Source organism: Methylovorus sp. SPW-M1 (assembly GCF_053848825.1).
This window is the reverse complement of the sequence record NZ_CM132626.1, coordinates 1,012,856-1,031,912: the sequence shown is the minus strand read 5'-3', so window position 1 is coordinate 1,031,912 and position 19,057 is coordinate 1,012,856. Positions and strand designations below refer to the sequence as shown.

At 55.3% G+C, this 19,057-nt stretch carries 17 protein-coding genes; 10 read left to right on the top strand and 7 right to left on the bottom strand.

Going from position 1 to position 19,057, the window contains the following annotated elements:
• Positions 1-28: 28 nt before the first annotated feature.
• Positions 29-892, bottom strand: a complete 864-nt coding sequence (locus ACWWD9_RS04830) for an NAD kinase (protein ID WP_041362253.1) — start codon at positions 890-892, stop codon at positions 29-31.
• Between the two features lie 281 nt (positions 893-1,173).
• Between ACWWD9_RS04830 and ACWWD9_RS04825 the strand changes: the two genes are divergently transcribed.
• The 10 genes from ACWWD9_RS04825 to ACWWD9_RS04780 all read left to right on the top strand — a co-directional run bounded on the left by ACWWD9_RS04825 (position 1,174) and on the right by ACWWD9_RS04780 (position 12,852).
• Positions 1,174-3,102 carry a sulfatase-like hydrolase/transferase gene (locus ACWWD9_RS04825; protein ID WP_455867900.1) on the top strand — a complete coding sequence of 643 codons (1,929 nt, stop codon included), beginning with the start codon at positions 1,174-1,176 and terminating at the stop codon, positions 3,100-3,102.
• Positions 3,103-3,208: 106 nt separating this feature from the next.
• A complete protein-coding gene (gene hrcA, locus ACWWD9_RS04820) occupies positions 3,209-4,225 on the top strand; it encodes a heat-inducible transcriptional repressor HrcA (RefSeq protein ID WP_455868137.1) in 1,017 nt (338 codons plus the stop codon).
• A 2-nt stretch (positions 4,226-4,227) separates the two neighbouring features.
• Entirely contained in the window at positions 4,228-5,148 is a 921-nt protein-coding gene (locus ACWWD9_RS04815; protein WP_455867899.1) for a flagellar brake protein, read from the top strand.
• 6 nt (positions 5,149-5,154) lie between these two features.
• Positions 5,155-6,264, top strand: a complete 1,110-nt coding sequence (hemH, locus tag ACWWD9_RS04810) for a ferrochelatase (protein ID WP_455867898.1) — start codon at positions 5,155-5,157, stop codon at positions 6,262-6,264.
• 200 nt (positions 6,265-6,464) lie between these two features.
• Positions 6,465-7,445, top strand: a complete 981-nt coding sequence (gene rfaD / locus ACWWD9_RS04805; protein ID WP_455867897.1) for an ADP-glyceromanno-heptose 6-epimerase — start codon at positions 6,465-6,467, stop codon at positions 7,443-7,445.
• 11 nt (positions 7,446-7,456) lie between these two features.
• Positions 7,457-8,020: a D-sedoheptulose 7-phosphate isomerase gene (locus tag ACWWD9_RS04800; protein WP_455867896.1), complete on the top strand. Its 564-nt coding sequence runs from the start codon at positions 7,457-7,459 to the stop codon at positions 8,018-8,020.
• Positions 8,021-8,022: 2 nt separating this feature from the next.
• Positions 8,023-9,489, top strand: a complete 1,467-nt coding sequence (gene rfaE1 / locus ACWWD9_RS04795) for a D-glycero-beta-D-manno-heptose-7-phosphate kinase (protein WP_455867895.1) — start codon at positions 8,023-8,025, stop codon at positions 9,487-9,489.
• Positions 9,490-9,497: 8 nt separating this feature from the next.
• On the top strand, positions 9,498-10,532 hold the full coding sequence (gene waaF, locus ACWWD9_RS04790; RefSeq protein ID WP_455867894.1) for a lipopolysaccharide heptosyltransferase II: 1,035 nt from the start codon (positions 9,498-9,500) through the stop codon (positions 10,530-10,532).
• Positions 10,522-11,670 (top strand): glycosyltransferase, encoded by a 1,149-nt coding sequence (locus ACWWD9_RS04785; RefSeq protein WP_455867893.1) that lies wholly within the window; start codon positions 10,522-10,524, stop codon positions 11,668-11,670. Before waaF ends, ACWWD9_RS04785 begins: the two co-directional genes overlap by 11 nt.
• Before the next feature lie 6 nt (positions 11,671-11,676).
• Positions 11,677-12,852: a hypothetical protein gene (locus tag ACWWD9_RS04780; RefSeq protein ID WP_455867892.1), complete on the top strand. Its 1,176-nt coding sequence runs from the start codon at positions 11,677-11,679 to the stop codon at positions 12,850-12,852.
• Here ACWWD9_RS04780 and ACWWD9_RS04775 read toward each other — a convergent pair.
• From ACWWD9_RS04775 to edd, 6 genes are all read right to left on the bottom strand, one after another.
• Positions 12,849-13,895, bottom strand: coding sequence for a CgeB family protein (locus ACWWD9_RS04775; RefSeq protein WP_455867891.1), 1,047 nt, complete (start codon positions 13,893-13,895; stop codon positions 12,849-12,851). The two genes, ACWWD9_RS04780 and ACWWD9_RS04775, sit on opposite strands and share 4 nt — an antisense overlap.
• 18 nt (positions 13,896-13,913) lie before the next feature.
• Complete coding sequence (locus ACWWD9_RS04770; protein WP_455867890.1) at positions 13,914-15,017, bottom strand: glycosyltransferase; 1,104 nt, start codon at positions 15,015-15,017, stop codon at positions 13,914-13,916.
• Between the two features lie 4 nt (positions 15,018-15,021).
• Entirely contained in the window at positions 15,022-15,717 is a 696-nt protein-coding gene (locus ACWWD9_RS04765; RefSeq protein WP_455867889.1) for a toluene tolerance protein, read from the bottom strand.
• Positions 15,714-16,376, bottom strand: coding sequence for an HAD family hydrolase (locus ACWWD9_RS04760; RefSeq protein WP_455867888.1), 663 nt, complete (start codon positions 16,374-16,376; stop codon positions 15,714-15,716). The genes ACWWD9_RS04765 and ACWWD9_RS04760 overlap by 4 nt, the downstream gene beginning before the upstream one ends.
• A 107-nt stretch (positions 16,377-16,483) precedes the next feature.
• Positions 16,484-17,110 (bottom strand): bifunctional 4-hydroxy-2-oxoglutarate aldolase/2-dehydro-3-deoxy-phosphogluconate aldolase, encoded by a 627-nt coding sequence (gene eda / locus ACWWD9_RS04755; protein WP_455867887.1) that lies wholly within the window; start codon positions 17,108-17,110, stop codon positions 16,484-16,486.
• 103 nt (positions 17,111-17,213) lie between these two features.
• Positions 17,214-19,028 (bottom strand): phosphogluconate dehydratase, encoded by a 1,815-nt coding sequence (gene edd, locus ACWWD9_RS04750; RefSeq protein ID WP_013442686.1) that lies wholly within the window; start codon positions 19,026-19,028, stop codon positions 17,214-17,216.
• Between the last annotated feature and the right edge of the window lie 29 nt (positions 19,029-19,057).

Sequence of the window (19,057 nt, the reverse complement as noted above, 5' to 3'; positions counted from 1 at the left end):
GGTGTCCTGCTGCGATGATGGGTGGGAATCAACCCCAGTTGAGCTTTTCCCTGAGCATGTCGTAATGGCTGTGGCCAAGCAAGTGCAGAAGCGTGACGGTTTTTTTCGCCCGCTCTACCAGTATCCTGTCGCCCTGCTGCAATTCAAACTGCATCTGGCCATCCAGATGCATGCGCACGTCCGGCGCTTGCACCACGGTAATTTCCACTTTGCTATGGCTGCTGATGGCGATGGGCCGATTACTTAAGGTATGGGGGCAAATCGGCACCAGCGCAATGGCATCCAGCATAGGATGCAGAATCGGACCACCGGCAGACAATGAGTATGCCGTCGTGCCTGTGGGGGTCGCCAGAATCAAGCCGTCGGCGCGCTGGCGATGCACGAACTGGCCATCGATATGCACCTCCAGCTCAATCAGCCGTGCCATGCCATTTTTATTGATGACCACGTCATTCAGCGCCCGCCCCTGATGCACCGGTTCACCGTTACGCATGACCGTGGCCGACAGCAAAATGCGCTGCTCGGTCTGATATTCGCCTGCCAGAATCAGGCTCATGGCTTCGCACATGGATTCAGACGTGATATCTGTCAAAAACCCGAAGCGGCCACGATTCACGCCAACCAGCGGAATCTGATAATCCACCAGCGACCGCGCCACGCTCAGCATGGTGCCGTCGCCACCAAGCACCACGGCAAGGTCAGCATAGGCGCCGATCGCATTGATATGCACCGTCGTGTAGCCTTTGATCTGGGATTGCTCGGCGGTTTTTTCCTCAATGAAAATACCAATCTGCCGCTCCGCGAGAAACCGGGCCAGCGCGAGTATCTGCTCGCGCATTTCGGGGTTCATGTATTTCCCGATCAGCGCTACCGTTTGGAATGCATTTTTCATGGCATGCATTTAATCATAGATAAGATAAGCACAGAAGAGCGCCGGTACGATGTGCGTCAACCGACCGCTGAAATTTCCCCATCCTAAGCGTGCAAACATTGCATGCAGTACAGAGGCCGGCTACCCAACTTTGCGTACTTTACCCCCCGCTCATGCTGGCCTCGCCTTCCTGAACAACCAAAAACTGACATGAATTCATCAACATAAAAAAATTGTGCTCAGCAAGCACAGGCCTTGCATGGTAACCGCCACCCAAATAAACATTGAACAGGTTACCCCGCATGAGTCTCAGCAAACGCCACCAGTCCAGGCTGTTATCGCATTTTCTGCTATTAAGTTACCTGATGGTGCTGCTGGTATCTGTTGACTCGATCGCCTTTGATACCGCTTACGCCACCAGTCCGGGCGCGCTGGTCTTCATCACGGTGGCCTTTCTTTGCTATGGCGGGCTTTATCTTCTTCCCGCCATCGTGCTCACCCGGCTGACGTTCAGCCTCAGCAACTGGCGACGCCAGCCCGACCAAGAGGCAAGCACGCTAGCATCCAGCCTGGTCGCCATCCTCACGACCGGCACCACCTTGCTGCTGCTGTTTGCCAATGCCAAGGTATTTGCGCTTTATGGCATGTTTATCAATGGCTTCATCATTAATCTGGTGATGACACCGGGCGGCTTGCTATCCCTGGGTGGCAGCGGCGCTTCCAACGCCGGCTTTGGCTTGATCGCTGTGGGTTTTTTTGCAGTGCAGGGTGGGCTTTTCTGGCTGATCCGGTGGGGCTATCTGCGCACACTGCAACATCAATGGCTGCCCGCACGCATGTATCTTTACACGCTGGCGATGCTGGCGCTGACCACTTTTGGCATCCACTTCACTTACGCAGCCAATGACGCATTCGGACGCAATGCCATCATGTCGCTGACCGATACCATTCCGTTTTTCCAGCATGTGACCAGCCGCCACTTCTTCGCCAAGCTGGGCTATGAAATCAAGCGCGGCCCCAAGCTGGATGTCAAAGGCCGACTCAATTACCCCATGGCCCCGTTGCAGATCACCGCGCCCGCCAAGCCCTACAATATTGTCTGGCTGACTTCAGAATCCTGGCGCGCTGATATGCTGAATCCGGAAATCATGCCCGCCACCTGGCAGTTTGCTGGTCAGGCGGCCCGTTTTACCCACAACTACAGCGGCGGCAACGGCACGCGCATGGGCGTGTTTTCCATGTTTACCGGCATTCCCGGCAATTACTGGTTCACCTTCCTGAAAGAGCAACGTGGCGCCGCCATCATCGATGTGCTGCAGCAAGAGCATTACCAGATGAGCTTGTACACCAGCGCCATGTTCTCGTATCCCGAATTTGAGAAAACCATCTTCAGCCATGTCGCCACTGAAAAACTGCATGCGCTGCAAAAAAACGGCAAGCCAGGCTGGGAAAATGACCGCACCAATGTAACGGACATGCTCAACTTCATCGACAAGCGTGACCCCGGCAAACCGTTCTTTACTTTCATGTTTTTTGAGTCGCCACATGCACGCTACTACTTCCCGCCGGAAAGCGTCATTCGTCGGCCTTACGAAGATGACATCAATTACGCCACGCTAGACAAGGCCACCCTGAAAAAAAACATGCTTGGCATCAAGAATCGCTACCTCAATTCGGTGCATCATCTGGATAGCCAGTTTGCGCGGGTGTTTGATTACCTGAAACAGCATCAGTTACTGGATAGTACTATCGTGATACTGGTAGGTGACCATGGCGAAGAGTTCATGGAACACGGCTACTGGGGTCACAACTCAACATTCGTAGATCAGCAGATCCGCACACCGCTGGTACTGTGGGTGCCCGGGCAAGCCGCACAGGTATCCGACAAGATGACCAGTCATATGGACATCGTCCCCACCCTGATGCCATTACTCGGTGTGAGTAATCCCGTGTCGGATTACGCCATAGGCTACAACCTGTTTGGTGAACAACAGCGTACTTATGCGTATGTATCGGACTGGAGCAAGATCACCTACATCGATCAGGATGTCAAAATCACCCAGCCCGTCAGCATTGATGGTTATGCGGGCAACCGCATCACCACCGCCGACGATAGACCGATTCCGATTGAGCAGGTAGCCCGCATCACCCAGCAAAAGCAGCCTGCCACGCTGCAGCTCATGCAGGATTTATCGCGCTACATGGTAAAAGAGCATCCCAAGCCGCAATAAGCCTGCCAGGGGTGCGTAATACTTATTGCGCTCCTCCTGCTTGTACCGGATAATTTTCAATGATGGGCAACCCGCCCGCCACAGACATTCGGTACAAGTGACTACTCTGGATAAACGCGCACAAATTCTGCTTAAAACGCTGGTTGAACATTACATCAGCGATGGTCAGCCCGTGGGATCGCGCACGCTTTCAAAATGCTCCGGGCTGGACCTCAGCCCCGCCACAGTGCGCAATGTCATGTCCGACCTTGAGGAAATGGGCTTCATTGCCAGTCCGCATACCTCGGCGGGCCGCGTTCCCACTCACCGTGGCTACCGTTTCTTTGTTGATACGCTGCTCACCATCAAACCGCTGCAAACACAGGAAATCCAGCGGCTGGAAAGCGAGCTTTCCTCGCCCGACCCACAAGAGCTGATTTCATCTGCGGCGGGCCTGCTATCCAGCCTGACGCAGTTTGCCGGGGTGGTCATGATCCCCCGTCGCAAGTCGATTGCCTTCAAGCACCTGGAGTTCCTGCCGCTTTCGGATACCCGGCTGCTGGTCATTATCGTCACTTCTGACGGCAATGTGCAGAACCGCATCATAGTCACCGACAAGGTCTACAGCGCGGCTGAGCTCACACAGGCCAGCAACTTCTTCAATGCCAATTACTCGGGCAGCACGTTTGAGGATGTGCAGAAAAAGCTGCACGAAGAATTGAAACAGATGCAGTCGGACATGAACCGCCTGATGGCCGCCGCACTGGATGCCAGCAGCAAGGCGCTGGATGAAGATCGCGACAATGTGGTGATTTCCGGTGAACGCAACCTGCTGCAGGTAGACGAGCTATCGACCAATGTCACCTCGCTACGCAAACTGTTCGAGATATTCGAGCGCCGCACATCGCTGATGCAGTTGCTGGACAATAGCCAGCGCGCCGAAGGCATCCAGATTTTTATTGGTGGCGAATCCGGTTACCTGCCGCTGGATGAATGCAGCATGGTGACCGCACCCTATGAGGCCAATGGCCAGATCGTCGGCACGCTGGGCGTCATTGGCCCCACTCGCATGGCTTACGAACGCGTCATTCCGATTGTTGATATTACAGCCAAGCTGCTTTCCAGCGGCCTGTCCATGAAATAACCATGTCGCGCCCCTCCAGCTTTCAGTTACTGAACAAATCCACCTTGCACATAGGGGCCACCATCCGGCACCCGCTGTTTGACGCCAAGGGACTGCTGGTATCGCCTGCGGGCCAGGTGATTCAGGATGCTGCCATGCTGGACGAGTTGCGCGCGAAAGATCTCTACGTCGACAGCGAGATCAGTGGCGACCAGAACCCCATCGAATCCATGCAGAAAAACGGCAAGGATATCAAGGTGGAAACCGTGGATGCCAGCAAGGAAAATATCACGCGCCAGCTGGCAATCGGCGACAACATCCAGCTTAAATTCCTGACCACGTCCGGCAGCCAGGACGCCTTCTTCGTCAAGTTTCTTGGCGGCTTAGCCCAGCGCAGCATCGTCTGCAGCCTGCCGGTAGTGAATGATCGTGTCATGTTCATCAAGGAAGGCAGCGCCTTTTCGGTATCGCTGTTCAGCGGCCGCAATGTGTATGCCTTTACCACCACGGCCGAGGTGGTGTTTAGCCGACCCTATCCCCATATGCACCTGGCTTACCCACGCACGGTGACCATGTCGAAAATACGGCGCTCGCAACGCATTCAGGTCAACATCATCACCTCTTTCACCAACCTTTCCACCCTGCTCAAGAGCAAGGCATCGGGCATGCTGGTTGATATCAGCATGGGCGGTGCACTGGTCGAATCTACCGAAGGCGTGGGCCAGGTCGGGCACGAACTGGAATGCAATTTCAAGCTGCACATCAACGGCACGGAAACTTTTTTCAGCTTGCCCAGCCATATCTGCAGCCAGCGCACCGTGCAGACCGACAGTGGCAAGCTGGTCGTACAGCAGGGTCTGGAGTTCGATGACATCCCCTACCAGCAGAAAATCCTGCTGCAGAACTTCATCCTGCAATCCATTTCCAACATTCAACTCGGATAACACCGCATGAAAAAAACCATGGGGGCCTTTGATCATGCCACCCTGCCGAAAACCGGCATCCTCCTCGCCAATCTGGGTACCCCGGATGCGCCTACCGCCAAAGCCTTGCGCCCTTATCTCAAGCAGTTCCTGAGTGACCGGCGCGTGGTGGAAATCCCGCGCATTATCTGGTGGCTGATCCTGAACCTGATCATCCTGAATCTGCGCCCGCGCAAATCCGCTGAAAAATATGCGCAAATATGGACTAGCGAAGGCTCGCCGCTACTGGCAAATGCCCGCAAGCAAACGGCACTGCTGCAGGGTTTCCTGAGCCAGCGCATTGCATCGCCTTACGCTGTGGAACTGGGTATGCGCTATGGCAATCCGTCCATTGCCTCCGCCATTGCCAAATTACAAGCACAAAACTGCACGCGCATTCTGGTGTTTCCGCTCTATCCGCAATACGCGGCAAGCAGCACCGCCTCGGCGCTGGATGCGGTTTGGGACACATTGAAGCAAACACGCAACGTGCCGGCGATTCGCACCATACGCAATTACCATGATCATCCGGCTTACATCAAAGCGCTGGCAGATAGCGTGCGCGAATACTGGTCTATCAATGGCAAACCGGAAAAACTGGTCATGAGTTTTCATGGGGTGCCACGTTACACACTGGATAAAGGCGACCCTTACCATTGCGAATGCCACAAAACGGGCCGCCTGCTGGCAGAGGCTCTGGGACTAAGCAAGGATCAGTACCTGATCGCATTCCAGTCGCGTTTCGGCAAAGCAGAATGGCTAAAACCCTATCTGGCTGCCACGCTTGAAAAACTGGGTAAAGATCAGGTCAAACGTGTTGATGTGGTTTGCCCTGGCTTCTCCAGTGACTGTCTGGAAACCCTGGAAGAAATTGCCATGGAAGGCAAGGAGATTTTCCAGCATAACGGTGGGGGCGAATACCACTACATTCCCGCCCTGAATAGCCGCGAGAGCTGGATACACGCCATGTGCGACATTGCCCTCGATAATCTCCATGGCTGGGTAAGTACCGAATGGGATGCCGAGCATGCGCGCCAGGAAGGCCTGAAAACCGCCCTGCGCGCCCAGGCATTAAGCGAAAGCAAGGCGGATGTCTGAGCTTCACTGAAGCTTGCGGCAGTCCCTGCCAGTGAGCGGTTTGCTATACTTGCAACCTTGCAGGCAAGTCGCATGGGCAGCGCCGCTGTCGCCACGCCCAGACCCCGGCTGACTGGCAGGTTAGAAACCTCACCCGCCACCCCGGACATGCGGTGACATTCACCGTGTGCCCCAACCTCGCAGAATTGGATACATAGCGCATGATAGTAATTACCGGCGGCGCCGGCATGATAGGCAGCATGATTGCCTGGCACCTCAATACCCAGGCAGGTCGCGATGACCTGGTCATCGTTGATCGCCTGCATCATCCCGAACAATGGCAGAACCTGGTGCACCGAAAGTACGCCCAGTATCTGGACAAGGACGAAATTGCCGGCTGGCTGGAGCAAGGCCATAAGGTCGAGGCGGTGATCCACATGGGGGCTATCAGCGCCACCACCGAGCGCGATTTCAACAAGCTGGTCCAGGACAACATCCACTTCAGCCAAGCCCTCTGGCAGTATTGCGCCGACAAGGGCATCCCCTTTCTCTATGCCAGCTCCGCAGCGACATACGGCGGTGGTGAAAAAGGCTATGTGGACGATGAGTCCTCCATCGATAGCTTGCGCCCGCTGAATGGTTACGGCTATTCCAAGCAGTTTTTTGATCAATGGGCACTGCGTCAGGTACGCACACAACAAGCCGTGCCACCGCAGTGGCAAGGCTTCAAGTTTTTCAATGTATACGGCCCCAATGAGTACCATAAGGAACGCATGGCCAGTGTGGCGTTCCATACCTTTAACCAGTTCCGCGAACACGGCACGGTCAAGCTGTTCAAGAGCCACGTCGAAGGTTATGCCGATGGCATGCAGCTGCGTGACTTTGTCTATGTGAAGGACGCTGCAGCCGTGGTTGCCCACTTCCTGCTGCAGGGTGGTGCTTCCGGCATTTACAACATTGGCACCGGCAAGGCACGCGCCTTCCGCGACCTGGCGACCAATGTCATGACCAGCATGGGCAAAACGCCTTCCATCACCTACATCGACATGCCGCAGGATTTACACGGCAAGTATCAGTACTTTACCGAAGCCAGCATGCAGAAACTGCAGGCTGCGGGTTATACCAGCGCTTTCCATACGCTGGAAGAAGGCGTACGCGATTACGTGCAGAATTATCTGCTTCAGGCAGACCCTTACGCATAAGGCTGAGCAATATGACTCCCATTGAAAATTTACAGCAAGCCCTGTCCCAGCATGCCAGCGTGATGGCACAGCTGGAACCCATGCTGCCCAAAATCGCCGAAGTAGCCCAGGCCTGGCGCGACTGCCTGGCGAATGGCGGCAAGATCTTGTTCATGGGCAATGGCGGCAGTGCCGCCGACAGCCAGCACGTGGCGGCGGAGATCGTTGGCCGCTACAAGAAAGAACGCAAAGGCCTGCCCGCCATTGCCCTGACGACCGATACCTCCATCCTGACCTCGGTGGGCAATGACTATGGCTTTGATTTCATTTTCTCGCGTCAGGTCGAGGCGTTGTGCCTGCCGCAGGATGTGGTCGTCGGCTTTTCCACCTCGGGCAATAGCGCCAATGTGGTCCGCGCCATTGAAACGGCCAAGGCCATCGGCGCCAAGACCGTCGGCATGACCGGCGGCAGTGGCGGCAAACTGGCTGCGCTCTGCGATTATTGCCTGACCATGCCGTCATCCGATACGCCCCGCATTCAGGAAGCCCATATTTTTATTGGCCATAGCCTGTGCGATCTGCTGGAAGCCGATTAGCAATGTCGAACTTACTGATCAGCACCGTCAAAGAGCGCTTTGGGCAAGGCGACGGCTGGGCGCTTGTCATTGGCGATCTCATGCTGGATCGCTACCTGATAGGCGAAGTACAGCGCATCTCGCCGGAAGCCCCGGTACCGGTGGTATTGCTGAAAGAGCGCAACGAACGCGCTGGCGGTGCGGCCAATGTCGCCGCCAATCTTGCTTTGCTCGGCATTCCGACCCGCATCTGTGGTGTGGTGGGACATGACGTGGAAGCGCAAACCCTGCTGGCACTGATGCAGATGGCCAACATTGGCACGACGGGCGTGATGCACAGCGGCGAGCGCCCGACCATTACCAAAACGCGGGTGCTGGGTGGCATACAGCAAATGATGCGTCTGGATCAGGAAAGCAGCGCCGCCTTCAGTGCCGATGAAAAGCAACAGCTGCAACAGCAGGTCGATGATCTGCTTGCGCAGCAGCCCGCCATGATCATTCTCTCCGATTACGCCAAGGGCGTGCTGGGTGCCGAATTGGCGCAGCACGTCATCAAGCACGCCAAACAGCACGGCATCCCCCTGCTGGTAGACCCCAAGGGACGCGATTACAGCAAATATCGCGGCGCCACGGCATTGACCCCGAACAAGCGTGAAACCGCCGAAGCCTGCAATGTCAGCGGGCAGGACAATGCGGCATTGCTGCAAGCCGCCGCAGAATTACGCAACACGCTGGCGCTGGATTTTCTCGCGGTTACCCGCGGGGAAGAGGGCATCAGCATGATAGAGGCGGACGCCACCAGCCATATTCCCGCCACCGCCAAACAGGTATTCGATGTCTCTGGCGCGGGCGATACCGTTATCGCAACGCTGGCCGCAGGCATGATGCACGGATTGCCACCGCACCAGGCATTGCAGCTGGCAAATATCGCGGCGGGCATCGTGGTCGGCAAGGTCGGCACCGTGCCCATTTCACGTGAAGAGCTGCTGAACACTTTATTGAGCGCTGAAACCGCCAGTCAGGCCGACAAGGTGTGCAACATGGAAACCCTGCTGGCAAGAGTAGCGGCCTGGCGCCAGGCTGGTGAAAAAATCGTCTTCACCAATGGCTGTTTTGATCTCCTGCACGCAGGGCATGTGACTTATCTGGAGGCCGCCAGCAAGCGCGGCACCCGCCTGATTCTGGGATTGAACACCGATCGCTCCGTGAGCGCGCTCAAAGGCCCTACCCGCCCCGTTATCCACGAGATGGACCGCGCACGTGTATTGGCCGCGCTGGAAGCCATCGATGCCGTGATCCTGTTTGACGACGACACCCCGCTTGAACTCATCAAGGCCATACGCCCCGATGTGATCGTCAAAGGCAGTGATTACCGTGAGGACCAGGTAGTGGGCGGCGCCGAAGTCAAATCCTGGGGTGGCGAGATCGCGCTCATCCCGGTCGTCCCCGGTCGCAGCACCAGTGGAATCCTGGAAAAAATCGCCAGTTAGGCTTGGTCATGGCAGTGAATAAAATCCTGGTAATGGGCCCCTCCTGGGTGGGCGACATGGTGCTGGCGCAAAGCCTGTTCAAAGCCCTGCGCCAGCAGGACCCTGATGTCATCATCGACGTCGCCGCCCCGAGCTGGACACTCCCCTTGCTGGAGCGCATGCCCGAAGTCAACCAGGGCATCGCCCTGCCCTTCAAGCATGGGCAACTCGCGCTGCTTGAGCGCATACGCTTCGGCCGCGCGCTACGTCAGGGGCATTACACCCAGAGCATCATGCTCACCAACTCGTTGAAATCCGCGATCCTGCCTTTTGCGGCGGGCATACCGCAGCGTACCGGTTTTCTGGGCGAACAGCGCTATGGCCTGCTCAATGACATCCGCCCGCTGGACAAGCACCAATTACCCCGTACGGTGGACCGTTTTGTGGCCCTGAGCCAGCCGCGCGATACAGCAACACAGCGCCCACTTGTCATCAGCAACCCCAGCCTGCAAGCCAACCCGGAGCAAGCGCAGGCTGCGCTTGGCAAGTTAGGCCATACCCTGCCGCAAGTGCCCGTATTGGCGCTTTGCCCAGGCGCCGAATATGGCGAAGCCAAGCGCTGGCCAGTGGAATACTATGCGGAGGTCGCCCGTGCCGCGACGGCCCAAAGCTGGCAGGTCTGGTTGTTCGGCTCGGCTAAAGATATTCCCGTCACGCACGAGATCAACCGCTTGAGCAATATGGCCTGCCTGGACCTGGGCGGAAAAACCCAACTTGGCGAAGCCATAGACCTGATGGCCTTATGCACTGCCGTCGTCAGCAATGACTCAGGCCTGATGCATGTCGCCGCCGCTCTGGATAAAAAACTGATCGCCCTTTACGGCTCCTCCGACCCGCACCACACCCCGCCCATGAGCAGCAAAGCCATCATCGAATACCTCGGCCTGTCATGCAGCCCCTGCTTCAAGCGCGAATGTCCGCTGGGACATTTGAACTGCCTGAAGATGATTTCACCTGCCAAGGTAACATCCCATTTACTGCCAGCGATCACCCATGAAAAATAGAATCAAGGTCTTGCAGCTTCACCCGGACTACAACGTCAGAACCAGTGATGTATCAGACCTGGCGGAGCAAATTATCAAAGCCCTGCCGCAAGACCAGTTTGAAATAACATCCGCCTATATCAGTGGTGAGCCGCGGACAGATCAGCCGCGCAGCCTTGCCGAGCATGTGCATTATTTCAATATTCCTGATGCGGATATGCGCGGATTGCGGTTGGGCGTTTTATGGAAAGTTTACCGTTTCTGCAAAGCACAGCAGTTTGATGTGGTCATATGCAATCGCTTCAAAATAGTCAGCCTGATGCTGCAACTGAATAAATTATTGCGCATCCCGCTGTGCGTCGGCATTTCGCATGTGCTGAATGAATACAATCGTCCCTATCGTCGCTGGCAGGTGAAATGGCTGGCAGATCGTCACTGGCAATTCGTCGGCGTATCAGACGCTGTGCGCAATTACCTGATTGGCTATAAAAGCGGCTTTACCGGGCAAAATACCCATGCCATTTCCAATGCCATTGATATAAGAAAAGCCGAGGTATCGCAGCTTGATCAAGCAACCGCAAGAGCCAGACTGGGCTTGCCTCTGGACAAGCGAATTATTGGGGCGATCGGTGTTCTTTCTGCTCGTAAGGGCCATCACTACCTGATTTCGGCCCTCGCCAGCATCAAGGATGAGTTTCCTGATGCGCACATTGCCATCATAGGCAAAGGCCCTAACCAGTCCGCCCTTGAAGAGCAAATTAGCAGCCTGGGAATGGAAGGACGAGTGCATCTGCTAGGGTTCAGAGATAACGGTCTGCAATACGTCAAAGCCTTTGATATCTTTGCCATGCCCTCGCTCAAAGAAGGCTTGCCACTCGCGCTGATGGAGGGAATAAGCGGCCATCTGCCGGTAATCGCCTCCGACATTCCCGAAATGCACGACATGATCGTAGGTGCAGGCGGAATCGCTGTCTTGCCTAAAGATGTCTCCGGTCTCGCCCAAGCCCTGCGTCAGTATCTGGCTCTGGATCTGGCAAGCCTCCATGCAAAAGGAGAGCAGGCTTTCCATTATCTTGCCCAGCACCACGCGATTGAAGATTACCGCCGACACTATTATCAGCTCATCACGCAACACCTTGCGTCCATCTTAAGAAAGTAAGGCTAGATGAAATTCCTCAATTACCTGCGCAGCCCTCAATTTGCCATCTATGCCGTCGCCGCATGGATGGTCAGCTTCCTCGTCATCACGGGTTCGCAGGCGCATAACAATGTAAGTTACCTGATCCTGATATTGCCCACGCTGGTGAGCTTGCGTTTTCAGGAGGTGCAGGATTTTTTCAGAAATCGGCTCGGGCAATTACTGCTCCTGATGATTGCGACCTTGATCCTCGCAGCCATTCTGGGAGACGGCTCGCCACTGCAGCAGGCCAAATTCGGGGCCATTGTTTTACTTCTTTATCTGGCAGTGGCTCGCTTGCCACTATTGAATGAAGACACCGTATATAAAGCAGCCTGGGCATTTCTTGGCCTGATAACGGTATATGTTCTGGTGAATATGGTCATGCAATATGGGCATGGGACCTGGGTGCCTGGAATGCGCTTGGGCGACCTTAATGCCAAACTGGAAAATGTGATTTATGTAACGAACACCATGGGGGGCATGCTGGCAGTGATCACTTTGCTTGGCATGCGTGCGAAAAAATATCGTGCCGTGATTACTGCTCACCTATTGGTACTGCTGGTAGCGCTCACCATTTTGCAAACGCGCAGTATCATTGGGGTCTGGGCACTGATCATGCTGCTCACCTATTTCAATTTCTATCACCAGAAAAGCAAGCGTGCGACCTTCATCATCATCAGCATTGCCCTTGCCGTCGTCATCGCCATCACTTTGCTGCTGATCTATACGCCAATTGGTGCAAGTCTGCTGCAGCGGAATTTTTATCGGCCGGAAATCTGGCATGGTTACATCGCAGAAACCTTGCGCTGCGGGATATGGATGGGCTGCGGACCGGAACATGCGTTTCAATACATCTCTCGCGATGGAAATGTCATGGTCCATCCACACAGTGTGTTCGTTACGCAGTTTTATAAAGCTGGATTGATTGGGGTGATCCCGCTGCTGGCACTGACCATTCTGGCGATTACCCAGGGACTGCGTGCAGGGTCATGGGCAGGATGGTATCTTGCGGTCGGTGTACTCGGATTGTGCTTTGATGGCAGCAGTTTGGTGCATAGCCCCAGCCAGCGTTGGCTCGTCTTTCACTTGCCGCTGGCGCTACTGATTGCGCAACAGCTCAGGCAGACATATGCCGATCGCACATTGAAAGCCTCTGCTTAAACTTGCATCGCCTCCAGCAGCGCTTGCGTCCGGACTTCCCAGGTAAAGCGCTGCTGAAATGCCTGATGGCCACGTTCTGCAATCCTCATACGCTCTTCAGGATGCTGGAGGTAAAACTCGACTTTTTCCTTCAGCTCTGTTGAGCTTTTAAAGGTCTCTAGTTCCTGACCTAATTCAAAGAGTTCGGAAACCTCATCACAATAGTCCGTCAGTAGAAAACGGCCTGAAGACAACGCTTCAAAAATACGCAGATTAATGCCTGTTTCGGCTCCATAAAATTGGGAGCGCGTGATATTGAGTATGATCTTGGTGTCCGCAAATAACTGGAACAGCTCAGTGCCCCACACCGTTTTATTCGTGATCTTTTCTTGTAGCTGGGTCGACATCAGGCCCTGGTTGCGCTCCCAGCGACTACCGTAAATCGATAGATGATCCCGGATATGCTCAAGTAGAAATATGCGTCTCAGATCACCGCTGCCCACAAACAGAACATCATGCGACTCGCCAGAAGGCGCGGGAAGATGTATGGGCATTGCGCCATACGGCATGTAGCGAGTGTTGGGTTGTGACGTGCGGCAGAAAAAGTCTGTCATCACTTGGGAAAAAGAAAATATGCCGTCATAAACCGGCAATTCGCTTTTCAGAAAGAAAACAAATTCCCTTCTCTTCGAATAGATATTGCAGCTATCCGTATCGTAAAGATAGAGCTTTATTTGATAGCGATCGGCCAACTGACGTAAAACAAGAGGACTGATAAAGCGATAGATAAACCCCACGACCAGAATATGGCTAGGGCGCTCACGCTTGACGATGCACTCCAGCTCTTTGTGCTGCGCGCGCGGTAAATGATAAAAAGCGTCAGTGTCTTGCTGTCGATTTACAGCTTTTGTAAACATGGATCGCAGTCTGTACAGTGGGATTTTATCCAATGCTGCGAGATCAACATAACATGCATCACGCCCCAGCGCGCTGCATGTATCACTAATCTCGCGGGCCAAAGGCACCCCACTGATACCATCCAGTATCAGAATCTTGTTCGTCATGGCAAATCCAACCCGGAATTACAATTGATTGATAATGCGCTGGATGAACGGTAAGGAGAAAAAAGAAGTTCGTGCAGCCTCATCGGAGAAACGATGGGCCAAGAGCTCTTGCGTGACAAGAGAGTAACGGGATATTTTGTGATCTTTTACACTTAACATGCAAGAAGCAAGCGCCTCGACATCCCCCAGCGGGAATAAGGTGCCCACGCCCTCTACTACTTCCGCCCCGCCCCCACTGTTACTGCAGATAATGGGGAGGTCAGCAGCCATGGCTTCAAGCAGGACCATGCCAAAAGGTTCATGGTCCGAGGTCAGGACAAACAGATCAAAAGCACGGAAATAGCGCCGTGCGTCGGGGATGACGCCGAGGAAGCGCACGCGATCGGCAATATTCAAGCTATCGGCCAGCGCCTTGAGTTCACGCTCCAGTGGGCCTTTACCCAGTATCACCAGTTCGGTGTTGGCAGGCAGCTCTGGCAATGCCTTGGCATAGCCTTTCAACAGCGTGGCCTGATCCTTGTCGTGGTGCAGGCGCCCGACATTGGCGATCACATACCTATCCTCGGGCAATTGCAGGGCTTGGCGCGCCTGATCGCGAGGGACCAGCGCGGAGGTAACAGCCTCCACATCGATGCGGTTATACAGGGTTTCAATCTGCTCAGCTGGCCAATGGGAAAGATGGGAACGCATCTCATCGCGCACGGAATCTGAAACACATAGCATTAACAGGCGTTTGCGGCAGAGATTAACGAGCAAGCGGCGCGAGAAACGGCCAAAGTCATTGTAATTGTGATGAATACTGACAACGGGCAGCGAGGTCGCCAGCAGCGCTACATAGGTAGGCTTGGCGCGGTGTGCAATGCACATCACAAAGTCGCGCTCGGCCACCAGCTTGCGTACCTTGGCAATCGCCGCCAGCTTGAGTCCGCGCACCTGCTTGCTGCTGAAGCCTAAAAAAATCACCTCATCAGAAGCACTGCCGCGCACGACCTCGGGATCCGGCTTGCCTGTGAGATATACGGTCACCACCTTGTAAGGAGAACCATGGAACAAGGCAGCGTATTGACGCGTGCAATCCAGAAAAGGCGGATAGTAGCTATGGCAGATATGCAGGATATTCATGGGTTCAGGTCTTGGGCAGATATCTGAATTTTGATCTCAATGTAGCCTGATCGCGCGCGGAAAGATCACTCGCGGCAAAATAAGCCTCGATGAATGCTTGCACCGCCTCCGTAGCCACCATGTCCCAGTCGTGCTTGAGCCGCTGCAGGTGGCGAAAATTGCGGGCACGATGCCCCACATGCAGTCGATGGCGGTACAGCTTGAGATCGGCAATATCAATCAAGCCCAATGCGTTGTCTGGCGTAAGCACGACATTGCCAAAATGCAGGGAGCGGAAATAGACACCCCGTGCATGCAGATCTGCCACAAAGCGCCCAAAATCCGCCATCAACTTGTTGTCCAATTCGCCGGCCTGCGCTAGCTGACGCAAGGTCCTGCCTGGCAATGGCTGATACAGAACGGCCGTATCTGCGCTCCCGGTAAAATGCAGAAGGCGGACGACCTTGACCGTAGGAATCCCCAGTCCTGCCAGGCCATCTGCATTACGGCAAAAATGCCTGGCATAAGAATAAATACGCGCCAGACTGAGCAAACGGCGCACCCGAAACAGCTTGAAGATGCGGCCGTCGGACAATTGCAGAACTTTATCGCCCCGGGCATCCTGCTCGAGGATCGTGGCTTGGGCGCGCAGCTGTTCGAAATCCTGCGCGGAAAGCGCTTCACTCTGCCGCCCAAACAGGCTGGATATGCGATGGATCATGCTGCAGGAATAAGTTGTTCTAACTGTGCGACAACACGAATACCATGCTGCTGGGTGTAGCTTTCCCACTCAGGGAAATCGGTCCACGCGTGCATGAACACGAAATCCAGCCCGGCCCGGGTAGAGGATTCATGGTCATAACGGCTATCGCCCATGAACAAGGCCGGCTGCCGGATATTGCCCGTCGCCAGTTCGCGGGCGAGGATCTGATCCTTGTTATCCGGGCTGCCGAAAATGCCGCCGTCGAACAAGTCCAATATACCGCGCTCGGCAAAAATGGCCCGCAGCTCCTCCTGATCGCCACCCGAAATCACCAGCCAGTTGCTGCTGGATGTCTGTTCGCGCAGCGCTGGCAAGCCTGGCGCGATTTCGCAGGTAGAGAGCCGCTTACGCACTTCTCGGCCAAAGTCGGCCAACAGAAAGTCAACATCCTTGCGGCTGGCAGGCCGGTGAAGAATATCGGTGAGGAAGTATTCGAATTTGACAAAGCGGGAGATGCCGCCGAGCTTGATGTGGTAATCGACCAGCGCTTGCGCTTGCTGATCATTGGCGCCAAAGTTTTTGGCAGTCGCGAAATAAGCCTCAATTTTCAGGAAATTGGAATTGAGGATGACACCGTCACAATCAAAGACCAGGCTTTGATATCGCGCTATATTCATGTTGAGCCTGAGCGGATGGGCATCGCGGCTGACCTCCGGGGGATCGTCAATCAGCCGCGACAATTTCCAAAATTTAGCAGGCGGCCCCGATCAGGGCCGCGACTGCATTATGCTGCTTTGATCGCGCTGGCTTCGCGGGCCAGTTTGGTAATGTGAGCCCAGTTCTTGGATGCGACCGCATCCGCAGGGGTCAGCCATGTACCGCCACACACCACTACGTTAGGCAGCGCCAGGAATTGCGGTGCACTTTCTACCGTCACGCCGCCCGTAGGGCAGAACTTCACATCGCCGAATGGACCAGAAAAGCCCTTGAGCAGATTGATGCCACCCACAGCGACCGCTGGGAACAGCTTGAGGAAGTAGTAATCATCGGCATTGGCCTGCATGATTTCACTGCCGGTAGAAACACCTGGCAGCAGTGGCAAACCGATTTCACGGGCAGCCAGACCCAGCTGACTGGTGTAGCCAGGGCTCACCGCGAACTGGCAACCAACATCCTTGCATGCTTGTGCATCCTTGATGCTGCGCACGGTACCGGCACCCAGGATGGCATCGGGCACAGCCTTGGCAATGGCTTCCATTGCCTGCAGCGCTACCGGCGTACGCAGGGTGACTTCCAGCACCTTGATACCGCCTTCGAGCAAGGCTTCTGCCATGGGCACGGCATCTTCCACCTTGTTGATGACGATAACCGGAATGACCGGGCCGTGATTAGCTAAGTCTAAAGTGTTCATTTCACATCCACATTGATATCAAGAAAAGAGTTGCGGCCAGAGTGCAGGCTCGCAAAACCGGTGACTGATCCGCATACCCAAGGCATACGGATCAGTGATCAGATCAAATCCAGGTAACGGCACCTTCTTCGGCACTGTGCACATTCTTGCGCATGCCACCGAAGAGTTCGCGACCAATGCCATGGCCGTTGTTGTGCTTGTGCGCTTCGGTCATCACCGCCTGGGTGCGTGATTGCCATTCATCTTCATCCACCAGCGCATTCAATGTGCCGACGATGGAGTTGAGGCGAATCATGTCGCCGGTACGCACTTTGCCAATCGGACCACCCGCCAGGGCTTCCGGGCTCAAGTGGATGGCCGCAGGCACCTTGCCTGAAGCACCACTCATGCGGCCGTCCGTCACAATCGCCACCTTGAAGCCCTTGGCTTGCAAGACGGACAATGGCGGTGTCAGCTTGTGCAGCTCAGGCATACCATTGGCACGTGGCCCCTGGAATCGCACCACGGCCACAAAGTCTTTTTCCAGCTCGCCACGTTCAAACGCCGCCAGCAGTTCTTCCTGACCGTTGAAGACAATCGCTGGCGCTTCGATCACCTGGCGATCTTCAGGCACAGAAGAAGTCTTGATCACGGAACGGCCCAGATTGCCTGTCAGCAGGCGCAAACCGCCAGATGCGCTGAATGGCTTGCTGGTCGTACGCACGATGGTTTCATCCACGCTTTCCACTGGCAGGTCGACCCAGATCAGGCCGTTGTCAGACAGCTCAGGCTTCTTGCAGAAATCGCGCAGGCCACCCAGCACCACAGACGAAACGTCGTCATGCATGTAACCGCCTTCAACCAGTTCACGAATCACGAAGCTTGGACCGCCAGCATTCTGGAATTCATTCACGTCAGCCGTACCGTTTGGATAAACACGGGCCAGCAATGGGGTAGATTGCGACAATTTGGAGAAGTCGGACCAGTCAATGATGATGCCAGCAGCACGAGCCACCGCCACCCAGTGAATGACATGGTTGGTACTGCCGCCAGTGGCCAGCAAGGCCACAATCGCATTCACAATCACGCGTTCATCGACCAGACGGCCAATCGGGGTAAAGCGCTGGTTCTGCGTAATCGAGAGCACGGTTTTCACTGCTTCGCGGGTCAGCGATTCACGCATGCCTTCATGCGGATGCACAAACGCGGCACCTGGCACATGCAGGCCCATGGCTTCAAGCAGCATCTGGTTACTGTTGGCGGTGCCGTAGAAGGTACAGGTACCGGCGCCGTGGTAAGCCGCAGACTCGGACGCCAGCAGCTCTTCACGGCCCACCAGACCCTGGGCGTATTTCTCACGCACCTTGGATTTGGAGGTGTTATCAATGCCGGTGCTCATCGGGCCCGCAGGCACGAATACACAGGGCAGGTGGCCGAAATGCAGGGCGCCGATCAGCAGACCTGGAACAATCTTGTCACAGACGCCGAGCAGCAGGGCTGCATCGAACACATCGTGCGACAGGCCGATAGCGGTTGCCATGGCAATGGTGTCACGCGAAAACAGTGACAGCTCCATGCCGGGCTCGCCCTGGGTGATGCCGTCGCACATGGCTGGCACGCCGCCTGCCACTTGCACGGTGGCGCCATGCTTGCGCGCTTCATCACGGATGATATCGGGATAGGTTTCGTAAGGCTGATGCGCTGACAACATGTCGTTGTAGGCGGTGATCACGCCGATGTGCGGGGCCTTCTCGGCCACCACACGGAATTTGTCGTTGTTGGGCAGGGCCGCAAACGCGTGTGCCACATTGGCACAGCCCAGACGATCTGCGCCACGTGGGCGCTGAATGATCTGATCGATACGTTGAAGATATGCCTGACGGGTGGGCGCACTGCGTTCGCGAATGCGTTCCGTAACCTCGTTGAGTATTTGTTTCATTAGATGTTGGGCGCTATTTATAAAGTGGG